This is a genomic window from Paenibacillus hebaui (genome assembly GCF_051934385.1).
Taxonomy (GTDB): Bacteria; Bacillota; Bacilli; order Paenibacillales; family Paenibacillaceae; genus Paenibacillus.
In genome coordinates this window covers 5,376,625-5,397,701 of record NZ_CP196836.1, presented here as the reverse complement: position 1 = coordinate 5,397,701, position 21,077 = coordinate 5,376,625, and the positions used below count along the sequence as shown (strand labels likewise).

The following is a 21,077-nucleotide window of genomic DNA, read 5'->3' as shown; positions in this document are numbered from 1 at the left end:
CAACTGCCTCAAAGTGCTGATTTTAAGCGGTTCTGTTTCTTCTCCCACCCCCTAAACCATTGTTGAATATCGTCTCCCGGGGGCATATCGTACTCCTCTTCTAGTACTGCTACGAGTTTTTGATAACACTCTAAAGCCTTTATTGGTTCGCCCATCTTGTCATAGAGCTTCATCAAAGCAAATGAAGACTTTTCCTCAGCCGGATTGAGACGGTTTATTTGTAAGTATGTTGTCAAGGCTTCGCTAAATTTCTGTTGATCTTCATACCACTGTCCTACACATAGAGCTGTATTAAGCCATAATTGTTTGAGTCTTTGTCGCTCTCCCTCTGCCCACCAGTAATCGTATTCTTGCAGATAATCACCTGTATAGCTGTTAATTTTCTTAAGGTAGGTTTCCAGATTGTTTTCCGAAATATCTTTAACGTCCGGAGAAGAATCCCACTCTGCTACATCCAGGATGACATTCTCTAGCTCCAATAAGTAGCCGTCATTCGCACTCTTGATCTGAAACCTTTTTTCATAAGGGGTGAGGCTTTTGCGAATATGGTAAATCGTTGTGTAAAGTTGTGAATATGCTTTATTTACATCTACATTAGTCCATAGCGAGTCCAAGATAAATGATTTGCGAACTAGCTGTCCTCTGTGCTGAAGTAGATACAAAAAAAGTTCCTGCGCTCTGGTGGTTCTCCATTGGATTAACGAGAAGTGGCCAGATGCTTGCGGCTCTTCAATCATGACTTGTTTGAACAACGTCATCTTAAGTGGTTTTAGAGAATCAGCGTGATTAAAGCTCACGGTATTACTACTGATTATCCGATTCATCGTTTTGGACAATCGATCAAAACGGACCGGTTTTAAAATATAATCAATGGCGTTCACTTCGAAGGCTTTTACAGCGTATTCTTGATAGGCCGTGACAAATACAACGTTCAAACCAGGTTCATGCTCCATTAATCTTTCGGCTAACTCAATACCATTCATCTCTGGTAATTCAATATCAATAAAAGCAATATCCACCCTTGTATGTTTTGTTATATCTATGGCGTCATAGGGGTTTGTAAATTTACCGATAATTTCAAGACTGAAGTTAGCCATCTTCATTAAATGATGCTCTAAATAAGACAAAGCTAAAAGTTCATCGTCAATAATAATAGCCTTCATCTTGGAATACTCCTTATTTAACTTGTGAGTTTATTTTACTATATTGATTTTATCACGGATGTTGAAAAATGGAATTAAAACTCGAAATATGTAGTCACCTATACATATTCTTATACAAAGAGATGATGAATAGAGATGATTTTGATAAAAGGACGTGGATTTTTAGGTGTTATTAGTAGCACAGTCTGTTAAGGATGGTGGATATCAGGATACATCACGCTAAGGGTTTCAGTATACAACACAGAGTTATGCCAAATTGCTTGAAGAGAAGAAGCAAACAGGAAGCCATTCTCGGCCTGGAAACTGCTATGACAATGCCTGTATTGAGTCGTTCTTCTCCCATTTGAAGACGGAGCAGTTGTATTTGGAGAAGCCTCAAAATCTGGAACAAGCAAGAACCAAAATTATGGAGTATATTTCGTTTTACAACAAGGAACGTTTCCAAAACAAACTCGGCGACCTCTCCCCGATTGAATTCCGGGAAAAAGTCGCCGCTTGATAATTTTCTTTTTTGATTGTCTACTTGATGGGGCTATGACCAATTCAGATGGTTGTATATATCTTTAATAATGATGATAATCTTAGTCACGGCGTGCACGAACCAAAAAAAGCAGGACATAAATGACTTAGAAGTTGTTTTTGGAAAATGGGACCTTGATTATCAAGGTGCTGTGGGAGATACATATCCTATAAACCTTTATTCTATTTCACCTAAGATAAAATACAGAGTAGGTGCTGAAACTAAAGAAACAGTGCTTCCTTCTTCATTATTCGGCTTAATGTCGATAACTCCAGAAAAATATAATCGATTCTGAATGAATCACTCAACATTTTAAAGTAGCTACCATGTACTTGGGTAACTAGTTTGAAATTCCATAAACTGATAAAGCCCCACTGATCGTCGTGATCGGTTGGGCTTTGCATATGAATAACCAAGTTAGATTAGTACGGTGTATCACCTATCGCAGTATCTTCAACAAATCATAACCACGGGCCATGTAGAGTAAGGTTTTTTTCAACATAAACCAGCTACTCTACTACACAGTCCGCATTTCCTCAACAAGCCTATGACTTGTTCAAAGCCGTTCTTCTTTTCCAACGTTTCAGAAGCACATACAAACCAAAAGCACCCAAGAAAATCACCGCTGCCGGAACGATATAAGGTTTAACAATCTCATCCACATGCTCCCATTGAGAGCCCAATTTGAATCCTAAGTAGATGTACAATGAGGTGATCGGAAGCATGGCCAAGAATGTAAAGATACTGAATTTAAACACATTCATCTTCGCCATACCACAAGGGATGGAGATCACGGTCCGAATGCCGGGTACAAAACGTCCATAGAAAGCTACCCCGCTCCCATATTTCTCGAAGAACTTATCGGAAGCGTCCAGATGGTGGGGGCGAATCAAGAAATACTTGCCGTATTTTTCGACCATCGGTCTGCCGCCGTATCGTCCCAGGGCATACAACGTCAGAGGTCCAAACGTTCCGCCTACGGTACCAGCCAGAATAGCCAGCCAAAGCTTCATATCCCCAAGATACACCCAATATCCCGCCATGGGCAGTACGAGTTCAGCGGGTACAAATTCGAACGACAAGGCAATGACGAGACCTGCGTACGATAAATCTTTGAAAAAAAGTATAAATTGCGTGATCCATTCAGTCATGCTTTCCCTCCAGAATCTACCTATTTTTTTATAAGAAGAAACGCTCCTGTATAAAGAGTAACAATAGCGAATAGAGCTTGTCAAAACTCACATGCATAGCCATTTCAGCAAACACTGTAGGGATATGTTAGCCCATACATAAGTTAGACAACGTTCGACATGGATGCAGCAGACGTCTGCGAGTGGAGGAATGATATTATCTCTCTGAAAATGTTTCCAGTTATAGTATGATAAGACTATCACCAGCCTCTTCACATATGGCCTGCATCCTCTCGTCGTCTAACAGTCATAGGCCATATCGAAAGTTCACGAAGACCATCCTATACATAAAGATAAGGAGATTCCAATATGACCGTAACATCAATCATCAGTCAGATTCGCATTATCGAATACGATCCCTCTTATGCTGCCGCACTCGCTGATATGTGGAACCGCAGCAATGAAAGCTGGGGAGGCGGTACCAGCCTCAGAACAGAGGATACGGTTCGCCAGGAGATGGAGAGTTCCTCTAATCTCCACGCATTTCTGGCCGTTCATGAGCAAGAGGTCGTAGGCTTCTGCAGCTTCGCCCACTACCGCTTTGACGAGAATGCACTATATGTACCGTTATTGAATGTGCGTCCTGACTATCACGGCTACAAGGTTGGACGTAACCTGATCCTGAATGCCGTGCGCAAGACTGTGGAGGCCGGATGGCCGCGCCTGGACCTGTTCACATGGGCAGGGAATACGAAGGCGGTACCGATGTACAAGAAATGCGGATTCTTCTGGGAGAAAAAAGATGAGAACGTGCATCTGATGAATTTCATTCCCACCATATTACAGACCGAAGCACTGTCTCCTTATTTCAAGGAGCTGGATTGGTATGCAGACAGCACGCGCGAACTCGTGATCGAGCCGGATGGCCGGCGGGAGCGTGGGTTTGATTTCTTTGACTATACCTGGAGCAAGGGAGATATCTCCCTGCGAGCCGAATTCGAGAAGTCCGGTCGCGGGCTGACGGCTCTTGAAACCCCGGATTATGAAATTTCCACAGAGATTGACGATCATGATCTGGTGTTTGGTTCTGCATACAAGGTACGCTATCGGATCAAGAACTGCTCAGCAGCGGAGCTGGCGGTCGAGATCAAGGGCCAGGACAATAAAAATATTCGTTTTGCGCTGGACGCTGCACAAGCAGTGGCTCCGGGAGAAACGGTTATCGTAGAGGGCGAGTTCCACCTTGATCCGGTTCAAGAGGAGCAAAGTAATAATAAGACCCATCCCGTTGTCACCAGCACATGGCTGATCGGCGGCAAGAAAGCCGAATTCCGTATGGGCGTTGCCCCGAAATTCCCGGCCAAAATTAACACGGCATTGCCCGTGAAGGAGCTATATACAGATGTCCCGGCCGAGTTGTATCTGAACGTGGAGAATAATTTTGATTCCGATGCAGAGTTCGCTTTTGATCTGCCAGAGGATGAATTCCTGAAGTGGGCAGAACGTTCGGTACGGATCACGGTTCCTTCCAAAGGTAAAGCATCTGTGCCGATATCCTTCACCTTGCGTTCGTATGGACTCTATTCACGAGAAGTAGAGGTAACTGCTGTTCCGGCGGATGGACAGGCGATCTCTTTCACAACCAAGCTGTCTGCTCTGATGAAGGGAACGGAGGGACGTTATGGTGGAGAAAACGGGGATCAGTGGGTGGCTGTAAACGGTGCATTCTCCCTCCACATGAGTAAATTCGATAACAACATGTGGATTGAATACCCTGGCTCCCATCACACGTTCTGGTGGACCTATCCGAAGCTGGGCAAGCCTTTTGCAGAAGAGTTATCCAAGAAACAAGCAAAAGAAGTGAATATCTTTCCCGAAGGGGAAATTCAGGTTCTTGAAGCGCTGTATGAGTCGCAAGCCTTTCCTGGTTTACAGATCAAGTCTGTTGTCAAGCTGTCTGCGAACGGAATTGCCGAATTCTATCAAGAGATTGAAAATACACGCAGCACAGCATGGGAAGAAGAATTATTCCTGATGAATAACTTCGGTTTCTACGGCAGCAAGTTAATTCTCCCGTACCAAGGCCGTTTTGTGGACATGGAGGATACTTACACAGGCGATCCTAACCATTGGGACAGCGCAAAAATTACGGAGAACTGGCTGTTCTGTAAGGAAGCGTACGGTGCATGCGGTATATACTGGCACCCTTCCCTGAAGCTGCTTCGTCCGGAATACACGCTGGGCTTGGAGCATGAGCTTGGCCGAATTCCGGCAGGAGCCGTGGTGCGAACAAAGCCGACTGTATTTGCTTTGAACACCTTTGCCAAATGGCAGGATTTCCGATCTTTTGCCCGAAAACAGCCGAGTGCGGTTATACCGACACTGGACAATCATCTTGAACTGGTATTGGGTGGTGGCAATCCGTTCACTCAGGACGTACTGACAGCAGAACTGATTGAACGGAAAATGGTTCCGCTCGCCGGAAATCTGGAACTGTATGTGCAGAATGGTGGTGCACCGGAGCGTTTAGCTGCTGATATGGAATTAAACCGCGAGCAGGATCTGCGCTCCGCTCCGTTGGAGTTCTCCCCTGAGGAAAAGTTTGCGACAGCAGAACGCGATTTCGGCTGGAAGGTTCGGGCGGTTTATCGTGGTGAGGATCGTATTCAGGAACGGACGGCTCTCTGGTTTCCACAGACAGGAACAACCGTTGATCGTGTAATTGAAGAAGGTCCGGCAGGACCCGATTACACGGTGAGCAATGGGGTTCTTTCGATGGCAGTTGCGCCTGGCTTCGGGAGTGTGGTGCATTCCTTGAAGCACCAAGGCGAGGAATGGCTGGATAGTTCATATCCGGAAGCAGCCCCGCGTTCTTGGTGGAATCCATGGTACGGTGGACTTGGCGTGGTTATCCCCGGTATGAACGGTTTTAGCCGCCAGCTGGAGCAGAGAAGTGCGGCTTGGACGGAGCAGAGGGATCAGTACGGTAACATCTGGAAAGGAATTCAGATCACAACCCGCATTGAGAAGCATGAAGCGAATCGGGGAATCACGATACACCAGCATTACCTCATGCTGCCGGGAGTTCCTGTCCTTTGTTCACTGCATTCGGTGACGAATGAAAGCGGATTGGCGCTGACGGATTACTCGCTAACAGAGGAAAAATTCTTTATACCTTCGTCTGTGTTTGCTGAAGGTTGGGTTGAACATCCCGAACAAGGGCGGTTCCCTCTCGGGAAGGTGGATGCAGGACTTCCATTGAAGGGGCTCTTGCGAATTGGTGCGGTTTCACGTAAGAACATGCTGCATGCCGTAGATGGTTACCCCAACCAGAACGCTTCTGCGTTTGCGAACAACCAGGTGGTCTGTCAAAATGTGAGTGAACATCTGAACATTCCCAATGGGGAAACCGTCTGGATGAAACCAACGTATCTGATCGTGGGGCAAGTCGCTCTGAATCCAGAGGATGTACGAAGCCTTCGACAGCTCACCTTTGCAACTACTAACGACGAAAAGGAGGCTTCACATGCCCATCATTGATATTCATATTCATCTGTCGGACATCGACAGCTTTCATCGAACGGCGATTGATCTGTCCAAAGTGGACTACACTGCCGCCGGCCTCAAGGCGGAATTTGATCAGAATGACGTCATTCTCGGCATCGGCATGGGGGTGACGGAGCAGACGAAGGGTGCATTCCCGGACTCCAGTTCTCCCAATCCGATGGGACTTGATTTGGAAGAAACAGTTCCGCCATTCCTTATGGAATGTGTGGGTATCAATCCAAACGCGCTGGATGGTAAACACGCTCAGGACGAGTTAGACCGGATTGAAGCACGATTGCAAGCGCCTGAGGTAGCTGGAATCAAACTTTATGCGGGGTACTATCACCACTACGTCTATGACAGGATCTACACACCGGTTTATGAGCTGGCAGCCAAATACAACCTGCCTGTGGTCATTCATACGGGGGATACGTACTCCATGAATGGATTGCTTAAGTATTCACATCCGCTGACGGTGGATGAGTTGGCCTTTCAGCAGCGCGGCGTGAACTTCATGATCTGTCATCTGGGTGATCCGTGGGTGATGGATGCTGCTGAGGTAGTGGCGAAGAACCCTAACGTGTACGCGGATTTGTCCGGTCTTGTGGTCGGGGATCGGCCGCACTTCGAACGGTTCATGAATGAACCCCTGTTCATGGATCATTTCCGCCGGGCTTTGGTCTATTCGGATCATTATGAGAAAATGCTGTTTGGAACCGACTGGCCGCTCGCGCCCATCGATCTATATGCCGAATTCGTCCGTCGTCTTGTGCCGGAGCAGCATCATGAGAAGGTGTTCTATGAAAATGCTTTTGGGCTGTTCCCACGCATAGGACAGCGAATCGCGGATCTGGGTTAAAACCTAAGTAACCGAATTATTAATATCTGAGGGAATGTAAACCATGTATGTCATGGAAGCATGCGATGTTCATGCTGAATCCCCGTCATGTAAACTCCTGCCACATCTGCTGACAGGAGTTTTTTGTCCAGGAGAACAGTGAATTCATCTTACGCCTAATCTGGAATAAGGGGATTAGAAGAATAGAGGTTGAGTCACCATCTTCATGTATTTTTTTAAGTCATCTTTTGCATGCGATTGCTGTTCCCAAACCCCAAGGTTCCAACTCATATAACGGATACCCAGATAACGGGACGCCAGTGAGAAGTGTTTTTCGAATTGCTCTTGTGGAATATCGTATCCATGAGAACTTAGGGCCTCCCGATAAATCTCTACTTGTCTCAACTGGCTACAACGCAACGGGAGATCGAAGAACAGCGAACCATACCTTGCTTCCTCCCAATCGATAAAATAAACATCCTCATTGTTGTGTACCAATACATTGCCGGGGTTCAGATCATTATGGATCATCGTATGCATGTGTTCATCCCTAATTAGAACTTCAAGATCATTCACGATGCTACTGGCTACAGCTTCAATTTCCGATATAATCTGTGATCCAAATTCCTCAATGAATACCGGGTTTTCTAAGGCAGCGTTCCACGAAGGTCTCCAACGTTTTTCCATCATTTCGATGATATGAGTCCGATCCACAGCAGGTAACCAGGGGAGTTCTTTTTTTAACCCCATATTCGTTCCATGTATGTATGCTAGCGCTCGTAATTCTTTATGCTGAAGCAAGTCCATATCCAGATGACTATAATCGGTTTGGTAGTCCACATCCTGAATGCAGATCAAGCTGCGGTCTTCAGTATGAGGTTCATTTGATAGACTAAAGGGCACATTTGCGCCCTGTGAAAATAATCTGGACAAGGCAGAACGTTCAATAAACGTGGCCTTTTTCGTAACGAGAGAAACGTGCTTTTTCACTCCATTCATTAGGAGTTCAATATGATGTCGAAGCAATTCCACGGCCTGAGTTCCCGTACTGATAGGGTTCTTTTCCATGCTTAGGATGTGAACCTCCGTTGATACATATTGATTGATGGTTTGTTTTATTAATTGTTGTTCTGAGGTAGACTCCATACTCATCTGATGTCTCCTTTCTGTTCGTCAGTTCAGTAGCATTGTTAATATTATCATAGATAAGATGTATAGATTGTCGAAGAGAATGTAAGAATATCGTAGCTAAATACGTTACGCCAATGATCGTTCCATTTGTTTTTCCGAATAAAGAGAAATATAATGGTGGATGCACAAAATTTCAGAATTTTTTGGAGGAAACAACCGTTATGAGATCTTTTCAATTTTACAATCCGACCCGGCTGATTTTTGGTAAAGGACAACTTGAAGCACTACAAACAGAAGTTCCAAAATACGGAAAACGTATTTTGCTTGTATATGGTGGCGGCAGCATAAAACGAAGTGGACTGTACGATCAGGTGATCGCCCAGTTGAATGAAATCGGAGCAGAGGTAACGGAATTGGCTGGTGTAGAACCTAACCCGCGTCTTTCCACGGTTCATAAGGGCGTAGAGCTATGCAGAACCCATAACATTGATTTGGTTCTTGCGGTTGGTGGCGGCAGTGTGCTTGATTGTGGTAAAGCGATCGCAGTAGGGGCCAAATACGATGGAGATATGTGGGATGTTGTGGTGCGCGAAGCAACCCCGCAAGGTGGACTTCCGCTGGGAACGGTGCTGACCATGGCAGCGACAGGTTCCGAGATGAACAACGGTTCAGTGATTACCAACCAGGATACGCAGGAGAAATGGGCGTGGTTCAGCGAGTATTCCTTTCCGGCGTTTTCCATTCTTGATCCGGTAAACACAACTACCGTGCCTCTGGATCAGACCGTATACGGCATGGTGGATATGATGTCTCATGTGTTTGAACATTACTTCCATTTGGATACCAATACACCCGTTCAGCTTGGATTCTGTGAGACGATTCTCCGAACAGTCATTGAGACAGCGCCTCTGCTAATCAAAGACTTGGAAAACGATGAGCTACGCGAAACCATTCTCTATTGCGGGACAATGGCGCTTAACGATGTGCTGAATATGGGGCTTGCCGGGGACTGGGCATCTCACAATATTGAACATGCCGTGTCGGCCGTGTATGACATTCCTCATGGGGGAGGCCTTGCCATTCTGTTCCCGCACTGGATGAAGCATAATCTGGATGTGGATGTAGATCGATTCAAACGTTTGGCTATTAACGTATTCAATGTGAATCCTGCCGGAAAGTCGGACAAACAGGTTGCTGAGGAAGGCATTGAAGCGTTGCGTACATTCTGGACTTCCATTGGTGCCCCTAGCCGTCTGGCTGACTATGACATCGACGACAGTCAGATTGATGCGATGGCTGATAAAGCGATGCGCTTTGGTCCGTTCGGCTTTTTTAACCAATTGCAACGTGAAGATGTGGTGCAAATTTATCAAGCTTCGCTGTAATGCCAATAGCACATTCACTTTATAGGTGAACCTAATCAACAAGGACGTTCCTGTATTTCCAGGAGCGTCCTTGTTTTGGTATCGTTCTATGTAAGAGCCTGATAGTAATATCAGGTCTTCTGGAATTACACTTTTGGCTCAACTGGAGTTGCATCCTGCCGTTTCAAATACAACTTGCTTGGACGATGCAGAAGCACAATGAGCAAGGCGAAGAGATGAATAAGGATGAATAGCGTGCTCTCATTTGGAATGGAAATAATGAGGGCAAGACTCAGGAACGTCACAGTGAGCTTGAACTTTTTCTTCGTAATGAAAATAACAGCCAGTAAACTTGGCCCGATTATAAACAGCATCCTGCTTATAACTAGGCCAGAGAGGTAAGCCATGTCATTGCCTTTGCGTGATAAAGCAAAATATGCTTCCGTGTTCTGGTTGAAATCCATGAGGAAAATGATGAACGAAACCACCAGATAAATCAGTTTGACACTCAATAAAATGCGGACAACGTTTAATAGCGTGGGTAATGCTGCTTTTACCATATCACTTCTCCTATCTCCTGTATCATATCACATCTATAAACGAAGATTCCGCTGGTTGTATTCTCGTTCAAGGTCCTCCTGCTTCAGATACATCTTGGCCGGCTTGTGGAGCAGCAGACTGAGCAGCATGAAGATGTGCAGCAAGACGAGGAAATTCTGGAAAAACACAACGCTGAAAAAGAAGGTTAGGCTCATAAATGTGACGGTTAGCTTATATCTTCGCCTTGAGATAAATACGATGGTAAGGATCGGAGGTACCAGGATCATCAGAACACGTAGTCCTATGCTTGCAAAATAGGCGATCTGATCGGATAGCGGAAACGCGGAGTAATCCGCACTATTACGGAACAGGTCTACGATGAGGAAAGCCATGGAAATCCCGATGTAAATCGATTGCACCCCTAACAAAGCGCGAATGACATTTAATAATGTGGGCATTTTGGTAATCAATTGGATGGCTCTCTCCCTATGCGATATATAGTTCTTTAATTATAAGGTATGGATGTCAAATTTTGAATTAACCCAAAGTCTACATTTTCCACTCGTACACAGTGGCCTTTGACCTAGAAATAAAACTACTTAGGAGGCTGCTTGTTATAAGGTAATAAATGCTGTCTATGTTGGATCTAAATAAGGTGCAGTGATCTCTTTTTGGTGGAATTTGTAAGAGTAGTACAATGATGAATAAAAAAATTATTCGTAAGCGCTATCCTACTGGCGGATTATTTGATATTGACCGATATAAAGTAGATACATAGAATTTGGATTTCATTATGACGAAGATGGATGTGAATGTAATTATGGTATTTAGCAAGGCAAGAGAACGCATGATCAACATGTCGTTCAGAGTCAAATTGCCGTTGATGATCAGTCTGCTGGTATGTATCGTACTGGCGGTAACTGCGGTAGTATCCTACACTGTAGCGGCTGTCATTACGCTCGACAAAAGCAAAGATGAGATTAAAGCAACCTCTGACCGGATTGGTGCAGGCTTGTATGCCTCATTAAGTTTGGAAGAAAAATCCACATTTTTGATTACAACACATCGGACCTTCCAGGATCTGCTGGAGATTCGGAATACGGAAGGACAGGATGGCGAGGACTTTTTCTCGGAAAATAATGAACTTCTTGATAAGGCAAGTGGCATACTGGCGGACAGTCTGGCAGGCATGGAAGGCAACAACAGTCTAATTTTGTTGGATCGGAATGGCATTATTGTTGCAGCGAATGATCCGGCAGTTATCAAGGCGGAACGTGGAGACCGGGCGTATTTCCAGGAAGCGATTCAGGGTAAAGACGTGATTAGTGAAGGTATAGTAGCCAAGTCCTCGGGACAACTCGGTACTGCTTTTGCCATGCCGATCTACAATGAGAATCAAGAAGTACAGGGGGTGCTCGTATCTGCGGCATCCACTTCGTTCTTTGTTAATCAGCTACAGAATATTAATATTAATGATGAGGGAAAAGTCATCATTCTGGACCGTATAGGTACAGTCATCTACAATTCGACGGATGAGAAGATGGAGGGCCAGAAGATGGAGTCCGGCGAATATCAATCATTAATAGATCTTGCTCAAAGCACTGAACTTCAACAGGGGGAAGCCAGCACCGCTGAGAAGGTGGTGTATTATTCCAAAATCCCAAGATCCGACTGGACCGTCATTGTTGAAGATAAACTAAGTGATGTGCAGAAGCCTTTACGTGCAATGGCGAAGCAGATGTATATTGTTCTGTTTAGTGGAATCGCGGTTTCCATCGTGGCGGGTATTCTGATCTCGTTGCTGGTGACCAGACCCATTACTAGACTGACTGTGCTATTCAGACAGCTTGCAGGCGGGGATCTGACGGTGCAGGCCAAAGGTAAATATAGCGGAGAATTCAAACAACTGGTGGATAGCTTCAACACCATGGCTGCTGGCAACAAACAGCTGATCTCCAGCATGAACCATTCCATCAATGTACTGAAAACTAGTACATCGGAGTTGGAGAAGTCCACCCAGCAGACCTCAACTTCCATTGCCGAAACAACGACAACTGCATTTGAGATTTCACGAGCCATGGAATCCCAGGCGAACGACACGGAAGCCATTGTGGACAAATTCATGAACGTGGGCAACAAGATTGCAAACGTGAATGGAATGTCGCAGGCAGTGAAGTTCAAGGCAGACGGGATTACGGATGCATTTAAGAACAATCATGAAGTCATTGATGCGCTCATTGCGGTGAACGGGCGGAACGAGATTGAAGTTGGCAACATTTCCAAAATCACAGTGCAACTCGCCGAGAGTTCGACCGGCATTCACCAAATTACGGGTACGATTGCCGAAATTGCCAATCAGACGAAATTACTTGCGCTGAATGCTTCCATTGAGGCAGCAAGAGCAGGGGAACAAGGACGTGGCTTCGCCGTGGTCGCTTCAGAGATCCGCAAGCTGGCAGAGCAGACGACGGTGCAATCGGAGTACATCAACCGAATTGTGATGCAGACGATTGAGCATGTGGAGCAGAATAACCGAAGTGTACAGGCTATCGAAGCGATTGCGGAACAGCATAAGAGCAGCGTTGGCCAGACCAAGGAGACATTCAATTTTGTTACCGAGAATATGAATGAGATGATGAACCAGGTTCAGGCCATTGCCTCCGAGATCGAATCCATTGAACGGGACAAAGATGACGTCATTGGAGCTGCACAGAACTTGTCGGCTTCTGGTGAAGAGGTATCCGCATCTGTTGAGGAAGTAACAGCAACAATGCAGGAACAGTCTGGCATGACAGAACATTTGGCAGACATGGTACAGAGAATAGATGAACTGACCAAACAACTTGCCGAAGAATCATCAAGGTTCAAAACAAATTAGGCTAGCCTGAGTTTAAAGACAAATCCAGTAGCTATAAAAAAACCTCCCGTCCCGCAGAACATCTGGGATTGGGAGGTTTTGGCTATAACGAACGTTACTTGATTGAGACCATATGTGACTCAATCCATATATGAGATCAGTTATTTACCCATAAGTGGGACGTATATTGACCATATTTAGGTGTGTTCTATGTTTTCTATATCCTCATAAGGAAACCACATAGGACCTTTTGCCGTGCTTATCTTAGCTCGTACAGGATCGGTGGATACTTCTACTCCTGTAGGAGTTAGTTGTTCATCGCATGAATTGTCAACACGAACAAAAATGGGGCTTGCATCGAGTAATCCATTATCCAGATGATTTTTCTGGATTTATGAAGAATTTTGATGACGTTATAAGGTCACCTCGCCAGATATAAAGCGCCAAGACTGGATCGAGCTTCGATTCAGTTGTGTGAACCATCCCACTCTGATGAAGAATAAAAGATCCGGGTGCTCTTGGTGTTGGCTGTTCGCTGCCTTTTGTCCAAACCCCTGTCCCACCTATGGGTATGTATATTTCATTAGCAGGATGCACATGTGCTGGATAAAGCGTTTCAGGAGCTAATAAGGTAAGTCCCATGAGCAAGTGGTCAGCCCTTCCCAGATCTTCCGGTCCGATAATTTGCGCGAAAGATACATGTGATTCTAGGTTTGGATGTAGCGGATGTGGTGGATAACCGAAGGCCCAGTGGAGGAATGGTGCCAAAGGCCTGATAGCTGCCGCAAGGCTTGACTCCGCACCGGTATCACCAAGTGTCAATGCAATATCGAGATACTTAGCGACGGGTGATCCTTGTGGACTGGGAAGTTTTCCAGAGCTTGGCACCACAGGCCACACCTGCAAAATTTGGCTTATCTCGTCGAGTATGTCGGAATCGTTGGTCTCATAATGTTCGAGACGTCTGTGTAGCTGATTTAAGAATGTGTCTATCAACCTGTTTATCTCTTCCATGGTGTTATTCAACCTCCAATAAACAAAAGTGAAATCCGAATTTTCTTCTTGCTTGATCCCCAAGAACTTGGCGAAAAATGATCTTGACGATGCTACTCTAATTAAGACAAAGCTTGCTACTGAACCTGGAAACATCCGTTTAGAATTTCCGTACTCCTGGCCAAAGAAACTATTATTTCCAGTATAAACAATACAATCAAAGTGAAAAAAGATCATTATTCTCACAAACATTAACATTAACTAATCCTCTATATATTGTCATAATAAAGGACAATCAGGGTCTATTACCCTTAGGCATATACTACCACAAACATGCGATTTTGTTTGATTTTCCACTTGAATAAAGAACGATTGTTCGCATGTAATGCAAACAAATGATCTTATGAGGAGTGAATAAGATGCCAGCATCACCCTCAGTTATTGAAATGAGAACCTGACATTTAAGTCAGACTCTTCTTGGCGATGTACTTTGTCTCTAGATCATCTGAATCCTGACGTTTCAAGAATATCTTGCTTGGTCGATGTAACAGCACAACCAGCAAGGCGAATAGTTGAATAAGTCCTGTTAATAGTCCTTCATTCAATAGGCCGAGAAATAAAGCGATGCTCAGGAACGTCACAGTGGATCTAAACTTTCGTTTGGTGATGAAAATGACAGCAAGTAAGCTAGGACCGATCAAAAATATGATTCTGCCAGTAATTTCATTAGAGAGATTAATCAAATCATTTCCGTTAACTTGATAACCCGCAAAAGCTTCAGGATTTTGACTGAAAATATAGAGGAACACACTGAAAGCAACGATAAGGTATATAACTTTAACACTCAACAAAATGCGGACTACGTTCAGAATCGTGGGTAACTTCATCATAACATTCATTTCTCCTTTAATATGGTTAGAGAGGGATGCAACGAACTGCTGAAAAATTGTTGGAATTAGGGCGGCAGAGGTACAGAGGGACTGCACGAATATGAAATGTTCACAAAAAAATTCGCTAATGAATTTAATTGAAATGTTATAAAAAACCTTCCGCCCCATGACACATCTGGGGTAGGAAGGTTTTGACCGTATTGCTTATTCAACGTTTATCGTACGAACCATCCGGTGGGCTGAGGAGCCATGTCTGCCGTATCCCGAAGATCGTGAACCTTGACATTGCTGCCGTAGATCATGGAATCACTGCTTAGACGGAACGAAGGGAAACTGTTCTCGGATTGCAGACGCAGACATGGTTCAAAGTAAATCTGTTGCTGTTTATTGATGAGAAAAGGAAGCGAACCTGCTTCTACGGCAATATCATCGCTATCGGGATCGTTCAAGATCAGAAGTACCGCAATTCCGTCACAACCGCATCCATCGGTATCATAAAACAATTTGAAATAGCCTGGCCGATCTCCCAGCTTTTCAGTAAGTCTTGCTTCTGCCAGCGGACTGACTTGAATGATCATGACGTCGTTCACACTCCTCTAATCTCCATTAAATTCGCTTACATTTTAATATATGGACCATGAATGCAGATTAGAAGGTAAAATAAAGGAAAGGAGGCATGACCCATGAGAATATTAACGTTGGACGATCAGCCCATCGAACAGTTCACTTATCTGAATGCCATCCCCGGAGGGGAAGTGGTCGAGGCACAACTGCCGATCTATCATGGTACAGTCACGGGTCTGCCGGACGGTGTGGATGCGCTCATTGTGACCTCGGATCTGCAAGGGATTGTGCCTGCTACGGAGCGGAAGAATGATGCCACATTTGGCGGAGAGATGGGTTCTCATGAGGGGATGTACAACAGCGTTGGAAGGACTGCCGAACTTGACAACGACCATATGCACGATGCTTTTGAGGATCAACTTCTTGGCAAAGTTCTGCCCGCTTATGTCCGGTTGTTGCTGGAAGTGGAATGACCCCAGCTCGATCCGGAGCGGATAGGCGTGCTATTGTGTGGGGACCTGTATGCCCTGCGCGGGAAAAGGGGAGCCAGCGGCAATCCGGTTCCCGTCTGGCTCGCCTTCAGGGCAGCCTTCGGCTGGGTTGCCGGCGTGCACGGCAACCACGATCTCACCGATGAAGCAGATGCTCATCGGTTGCACAGCGGCGAGGGCATCCACTACATGGATGGCCCAGCCGCAATAATTAACGCAGGCCTCCCAACGGGTGGCCCTACGTCAAGTGCCGCCCAGCCCCGGCAGCTGCGCATCGCAGGCCTGGGCGGCATCATCGGCAGGCCGGACAAGCCGAACCGGCTGCCGGCAGAGCCGTACCTGCAATCCGTGAGCAAGCTGCTGAAACAGCAGCCGGATTGCCTGCTTTTGCACCAAAGCCCGGGCATCGCCGAGCTTGGGCTTATGGGCGAACCGCTCATCCGGCAGGCCTTGGAGGCCGGGCCGGAGACGGTGGTGTTCAGCGGACATACGCATTGGGATACGTCGTTGGTAGAGCTGAGCAACGGCACACAGATTGTGAATGCCGACAGCAAGCTGTTTATTTTGACACGTTAGGCAATGGTTGACGGAGGTGAGGTTTTCTTATTTTGCGGTGTCTTGGTGAAGTCTCTCCTCATGTCCTCGCAGCCTATATATGAAACCCATTTCATCACCATTCCTTATCTGGTATGATAAGCAGGGAAAATAGGGAAAATTAGAGAAAAAGGAAGGTTCCGCTTATGACACCGATCACCATATATGACATCGCCAAGGAAGCGAACGTATCTGTATCGACCGTCTCCCGAGTGCTGAATGATACAGCACCTGTGCGTGCAAGCACCAGGGAGAAGATTATATCCATCATTGAAAAACACCAGTTTCAGCCCAACGCACAGGCGCGCAGTCTGATCAAGAAAGAGACGGGCACCATCGCTATCATCCTGCCGGACATTACCAATCCTTTTTTCCCGGAAGTCTTCTGGGGCGCGGAGAACGAGGCGCGCGGATTGGGGTATACGTTCTTTCTGTGCAATACGGCAGGGGACTACAACAGGGAATCTGAATATTTGTCCATCCTGCGAGAGAAGCGGGTAGACGGCATTATTTTTCTCGGCGGACGAATCAACATGCAGGTCTGCCCGGATGACATGGCTCAGGAATTAATTGATATGGGCAAGCGTATGCCGATTGTGCTGGTCAATGGCAATATTGCCAAAGGCGGGTTCCACCGGGTGTACACGGATGAAGGGGCAGGGGCAGCCTTGGCTGCTGAGCATTTGCTTGAACTGGGGCACCGGGATATTGCCTTTGTAGGCGGTTTGAAAGAGTTATCCACCACCATGGTCAAGGTCAGAGCTGTACAAAAGAAACTTCGCGAGCATGGACTCGAAATTCCGAAAGAGCGGCAATTGCTCGGCAGTTTCTCCATCGACGATGGCAAACGCGAAATGTCCAAACTGCTGGATCGTGACAATCCGCCAACCGCCGTCATCTGCGTCAATGACAATACGGCGATTGGTGCGATCAAGTCCACGATTGAACATGGGCTGTCGATTCCGAAGGATATATCCATCGTGGGTTACGATGACACCCCTCTCGCCAGTGCCGTTATACCGGAACTGACAACCGTATCCCAGAATACGTATCAGCTTGGCAAACAGGCTGTGGATGTGCTGCATGAGCTGATTAATCAAGGTAAACCGAAGAAGCAGATCATTCTGCAACCGGAGCTAATTATTCGTCAAAGTACAGGACCTGCTGCAAGATAAAGGGCCTGTATTTGGAAAAGAAAGCGTTGACATTCTCTCGAAGAGTGAAATATAATGAGTGCGTGAATGAAACCCCTTTCATAAAGTGGAACGGGTTTTATGTTTCAGCTTAATGAAACCCATTTCATGAAACGGGTTTCATTGCGGATATCCATTCATTAGTTCAAGGGGGCGTAACGTATGAGAAGAAGTCTTAAGGTCATTTCGTTATTGATGCTGGTCATGGTAATGGGTCTGACAGCCTGTAGCAGCGGGAGTAACAGCGGTTCTTCCGATGAGTCCGGTGGCAAGGTTGATCTGAGCATGACGATCTGGGGCTCGGAGGATGAGAAGAAGATTTATCAGGAGCGACTCGACATTGTGAAGCAGACGTATCCCGATATTAACGTGAAGCTGAACGTGGTAGCCGGGGACTATGACCAGAAGGTACAAACGATGATCGCCGGGGGAACTGCACCGGACATTATGATGATTGCCGAGAACTATCAGGCGTACGCCTCCAAAAATCAGATTGTTCCACTGGATGACATGATCAAGGCGAACAATGTGAACATGTCCGAGCGCTATTCCGATGATATCGCGAACCTGATGAAATATGATGGCAAACAGTTCGGTATGCCGGATCGTGCAGGCGCGATGGTGCTCTTTTATAACAAGGATCTGTTCGACAAGGCCGGGGTGGAATATCCAACCAAGGATTGGACTCAGGAGGATTTGCTCGCCGCTGCTCAGAAGCTGACGGTGAAGGAGAATGGCAAGACGGTTCAATGGGGTTACTACCCAGGGAGCTGGTGGCCGCAATGGATGCAATTGATTTACCAAAACGGTGGTTCACTGTTCGATGAGAGCGGCAAACCAACTTTTAATACCGAACCTGTTCGTAAAGCGCTGCAATTCATGAATGACCTGACCTTCACGCATGGTGTTGGACCAACACCAACGGAAATAGCCGACATGGGAAATATCGGAGCTGACCCATTGTTCGCCCAAGGCAAGATTGCGATGGAGACGACAGGATTCTGGAATATTGGTTCACTTGCCAAGGTGGAAGGCATCAATTGGGATATCTCCCCGGTATGGGGCGAAACGAACGCATTTTTCAACGGCTTCACGATTACAAACGCGTCCAAACATAAAGAAGAGGCCTTCAAGATCATTGAAGCACTGACGACACCTGAAGCGCAGATGCCAATGATCAAAGCAGGTCAGGATGCTCCGGCAACGAAGGCGGGTCTGTCCAGCGATGAGTTCCTCAATGCAGAATATGGCGGCAAGAAAATCAACATGGCTGCTTTCAGCGAGTCTAAAATCTATGCTGAACCGTTCAATCCACAGTGGAATGAAATGATGAAGCTGATTAATGACAAGCTGGGTGTCTTCTTCAACAATAAAGCTTCATTGGATGATACATTGACCGAGATTCAGAGTGGACTGGAAAGACTCTACAAATAGAGGTTCTTTCTGAACATGCATAAATAGCATCGACAGGGGACAGACGGAATTCGGCATGAACCCGGGTTCCGTCTGCTCGCTTCGTCATGGGAGGGCTTAACGTGAGAAAAAAGGACGGGAAATGGTTCTACATCTTCATCTCGCCTTGGCTGATCGGGTTCCTTGGGCTTACTCTGGGTCCAATCCTGTTTTCCATCTACATGAGCTTCACCAATTGGGATCTGTTCCAGTCTCCTGAATTCATCGGCGTGGACAATTACAAAACGCTGTTGACCGATGATCCGATCTTCTGGAAGTCGGTGGGCAATACGTTCTTCTATGCCCTGATATCGATTCCGCTGGGGATGTCCATTTCCCTCTGGATCGCGTATTACCTGAACAAGAAGATCAAAGGGATTACCTTCTTCCGTATCCTGTTTTATCTGCCTTCCGTTGTGCCGGTGGTGGCGAGCTCATTGCTCTTCATTCATCTGCTGGCGCCAACCGAAGGGTTGATTAACCAGGCGCTTGCTCTATTCGGCATTCAAGGTCCTGCCTGGCTGCTGGACCCGAACTGGGTTAAGCCAGCGTTGATTCTCATGTCCTTATGGGGTGTTGGTGGTGGGGTCGTCCTGTTGCTCGCGGGTATGAAAGGCATTCCGCAGGAGCTGTACGAGGCCGCTGCCATCGATGGGGCGAAGAGTACACAATCCTTCTTCCATATTACATTTCCAATGCTGACGCCCGTCATCTTCTTCAATCTCGTGACCGGTATGATTGGAGCGCTCCAGACCTTCGCGCAGGTGTTCATCGTCACGGCCGGGGGGCCTGACAATTCAAGCCAGATGGTCGTTCCCTACTTGTTCCAGAATGCATTCCAATTCTACAAAATGGGATATGCATCGGCCATTGCCTGGGTGCTATTCATCATCATCATGGCGTTGACCCTGGTGGTATTCCGTTCATCGGCGCTATGGGTGCACTACGAGGAGGGAAAAGCCAATGAGTAATCCATCGACTGTGGAGAAGACGATATCCTATATTTTTCTGATTCTGGTCGGGGTGCTGCTAGCTTCGCCTTTCCTGTACATGATCTCCATTGCACTGGCAAGTGACGCAACAACCGTCAAGTCAGCTTTTACCTTCGTACCGCTGGAGTTCCAATGGTCGAACTTCTATACCATCTTCACGAATAACAATCTTGGAACGTATCTCAAAAATTCAGTCATCATTACCATATTCACCATCGTTGGTTCGGTATTGTCGGCTTCGATCGTATCCTACGGCTTCGCCCGAATCAAGGCGAAGGGCAGCCGTTTCCTGTTTATTGTGTTGCTCAGTACGATGATGATTCCGGGTGAGGTTACGATGGTACCGCAGTTCATCATCTTCCGTCATCTGGACTGGATTAATACATTCTACCCGCTGATCGTACCGAGCTTCTTCGCCGGGGCGTTCAACGTATTCCTGATTCGGCAGTTTGTCATGAGTATTCCAAAATCACTGGATGAAGCTGCCATGATCGACGGTATGGGACATCCGGGAATCTACTGGAAGATCATCATGCCGCTGACCTATCCAATTCTGGCTGCCATTGCAATTTTCTCGTTCTCCTATAACTGGGGGAACTTCATGGGGCCGCTCATCTATATCAATGATCCGGAGAAAATGCCACTGGCGCTCGGTGTGCAGCTGTTGACCACTGTTGGTGGCGGACAGATTCCGCCATGGAATCTGGTCATGATCGCTTCCCTGTTCCTCACCATTCCGATGGTGCTGGTGTATCTGTTCGGACAGCGTTATGTCTATGAGGCCAACATTAGCGGCGGAAGCAGCGGAATCAAGTAAAC

At 46.4% G+C, this 21,077-nt stretch carries 18 protein-coding genes and 1 pseudogene; 11 read left to right on the top strand and 8 right to left on the bottom strand.

The features are described 5' to 3' along the window. Positions 1 to 8: 8 nt before the first annotated feature. Positions 9 to 1,163, bottom strand: a complete 1,155-nt coding sequence (locus tag ACR32F_RS24440; RefSeq protein ID WP_440111625.1) for a response regulator — start codon at positions 1,161 to 1,163, stop codon at positions 9 to 11. A gap of 223 nt (positions 1,164 to 1,386) precedes the next feature. Here ACR32F_RS24440 and ACR32F_RS24435 point away from each other — a divergent pair. Next, positions 1,387 to 1,662: pseudogene (locus ACR32F_RS24435) on the top strand (transposase); the annotation flags it as partial. A 566-nt stretch (positions 1,663 to 2,228) separates the two neighbouring features. On the opposite strand, the gene ACR32F_RS24430 reads toward ACR32F_RS24435, so the two are convergent. Continuing rightward, positions 2,229 to 2,834 carry a DedA family protein gene (locus ACR32F_RS24430; RefSeq protein WP_440111623.1) on the bottom strand — a complete coding sequence of 202 codons (606 nt, stop codon included), beginning with the start codon at positions 2,832 to 2,834 and terminating at the stop codon, positions 2,229 to 2,231. 348 nt (positions 2,835 to 3,182) lie between these two features. On the opposite strand from ACR32F_RS24430, the gene ACR32F_RS24425 reads away from it, so the two are divergent. Further along, positions 3,183 to 6,353: a GNAT family N-acetyltransferase gene (locus ACR32F_RS24425; RefSeq protein WP_440111621.1), complete on the top strand. Its 3,171-nt coding sequence runs from the start codon at positions 3,183 to 3,185 to the stop codon at positions 6,351 to 6,353. After that, the gene (locus tag ACR32F_RS24420) at positions 6,340 to 7,218 is read left to right on the top strand and encodes an amidohydrolase family protein (RefSeq protein ID WP_440111620.1); all 879 of its coding nucleotides are present in this window, start codon (positions 6,340 to 6,342) and stop codon (positions 7,216 to 7,218) included. Before ACR32F_RS24425 ends, ACR32F_RS24420 begins: the two co-directional genes overlap by 14 nt. A 174-nt stretch (positions 7,219 to 7,392) precedes the next feature. On the opposite strand, the gene ACR32F_RS24415 is transcribed toward ACR32F_RS24420, so the two are convergent. Further along, entirely contained in the window at positions 7,393 to 8,349 is a 957-nt protein-coding gene (locus ACR32F_RS24415; protein ID WP_440111619.1) for a phosphotransferase family protein, read from the bottom strand. Positions 8,350 to 8,549: 200 nt separating this feature from the next. On the opposite strand from ACR32F_RS24415, the gene ACR32F_RS24410 reads away from it, so the two are divergent. Then, positions 8,550 to 9,713: an iron-containing alcohol dehydrogenase gene (locus ACR32F_RS24410; RefSeq protein WP_440111617.1), complete on the top strand. Its 1,164-nt coding sequence runs from the start codon at positions 8,550 to 8,552 to the stop codon at positions 9,711 to 9,713. A 125-nt stretch (positions 9,714 to 9,838) separates the two neighbouring features. Here the strand turns inward: ACR32F_RS24410 and ACR32F_RS24405 are convergent, their stop codons facing one another. Together ACR32F_RS24405 and ACR32F_RS24400 are read right to left on the bottom strand one after the other, a co-directional pair. Next, positions 9,839 to 10,252, bottom strand: coding sequence for a hypothetical protein (locus ACR32F_RS24405; RefSeq protein ID WP_440111615.1), 414 nt, complete (start codon positions 10,250 to 10,252; stop codon positions 9,839 to 9,841). Between the two features lie 33 nt (positions 10,253 to 10,285). Further along, positions 10,286 to 10,702: a hypothetical protein gene (locus ACR32F_RS24400; protein WP_440111613.1), complete on the bottom strand. Its 417-nt coding sequence runs from the start codon at positions 10,700 to 10,702 to the stop codon at positions 10,286 to 10,288. A 323-nt stretch (positions 10,703 to 11,025) separates the two neighbouring features. Between ACR32F_RS24400 and ACR32F_RS24395 the strand changes: the two genes are divergently transcribed. Beyond that, positions 11,026 to 13,110, top strand: a complete 2,085-nt coding sequence (locus tag ACR32F_RS24395; RefSeq protein ID WP_440111611.1) for a methyl-accepting chemotaxis protein — start codon at positions 11,026 to 11,028, stop codon at positions 13,108 to 13,110. A 348-nt stretch (positions 13,111 to 13,458) separates the two neighbouring features. Here ACR32F_RS24395 and ACR32F_RS24390 read toward each other — a convergent pair whose 3' ends face one another. The 3 genes from ACR32F_RS24390 to ACR32F_RS24380 form a co-directional block, all read right to left on the bottom strand. Further along, positions 13,459 to 14,340: a dimethylsulfonioproprionate lyase family protein gene (locus ACR32F_RS24390; protein ID WP_440111609.1), complete on the bottom strand. Its 882-nt coding sequence runs from the start codon at positions 14,338 to 14,340 to the stop codon at positions 13,459 to 13,461. 203 nt (positions 14,341 to 14,543) lie between these two features. After that, positions 14,544 to 14,972, bottom strand: a complete 429-nt coding sequence (locus ACR32F_RS24385) for a hypothetical protein (RefSeq protein WP_440111607.1) — start codon at positions 14,970 to 14,972, stop codon at positions 14,544 to 14,546. Positions 14,973 to 15,187: 215 nt separating this feature from the next. Beyond that, positions 15,188 to 15,562: an iron-sulfur cluster biosynthesis family protein gene (locus tag ACR32F_RS24380; RefSeq protein ID WP_440111605.1), complete on the bottom strand. Its 375-nt coding sequence runs from the start codon at positions 15,560 to 15,562 to the stop codon at positions 15,188 to 15,190. A 93-nt stretch (positions 15,563 to 15,655) separates the two neighbouring features. Here ACR32F_RS24380 and ACR32F_RS24375 point away from each other — a divergent pair, with 93 nt between their 5' ends. The 6 genes from ACR32F_RS24375 to ACR32F_RS24350 all read left to right on the top strand — a co-directional run bounded on the left by ACR32F_RS24375 (position 15,656) and on the right by ACR32F_RS24350 (position 21,075). Further along, positions 15,656 to 16,009, top strand: coding sequence for a hypothetical protein (locus ACR32F_RS24375; protein ID WP_440111603.1), 354 nt, complete (start codon positions 15,656 to 15,658; stop codon positions 16,007 to 16,009). 27 nt (positions 16,010 to 16,036) lie between these two features. After that, on the top strand, positions 16,037 to 16,603 hold the full coding sequence (locus ACR32F_RS24370) for a metallophosphoesterase family protein (protein WP_440111601.1): 567 nt from the start codon (positions 16,037 to 16,039) through the stop codon (positions 16,601 to 16,603). 164 nt (positions 16,604 to 16,767) lie between these two features. Further along, positions 16,768 to 17,796 (top strand): LacI family DNA-binding transcriptional regulator, encoded by a 1,029-nt coding sequence (locus ACR32F_RS24365; protein WP_440111599.1) that lies wholly within the window; start codon positions 16,768 to 16,770, stop codon positions 17,794 to 17,796. A 180-nt stretch (positions 17,797 to 17,976) separates the two neighbouring features. Beyond that, complete coding sequence (locus ACR32F_RS24360) at positions 17,977 to 19,248, top strand: ABC transporter substrate-binding protein (protein WP_440111597.1); 1,272 nt, start codon at positions 17,977 to 17,979, stop codon at positions 19,246 to 19,248. Positions 19,249 to 19,349: 101 nt separating this feature from the next. Further along, complete coding sequence (locus tag ACR32F_RS24355; protein ID WP_440111595.1) at positions 19,350 to 20,237, top strand: carbohydrate ABC transporter permease; 888 nt, start codon at positions 19,350 to 19,352, stop codon at positions 20,235 to 20,237. Continuing rightward, a complete protein-coding gene (locus ACR32F_RS24350) occupies positions 20,230 to 21,075 on the top strand; it encodes a carbohydrate ABC transporter permease (RefSeq protein ID WP_440111593.1) in 846 nt (281 codons plus the stop codon). Before ACR32F_RS24355 ends, ACR32F_RS24350 begins: the two co-directional genes overlap by 8 nt. Positions 21,076 to 21,077 lie beyond the last annotated feature (2 nt).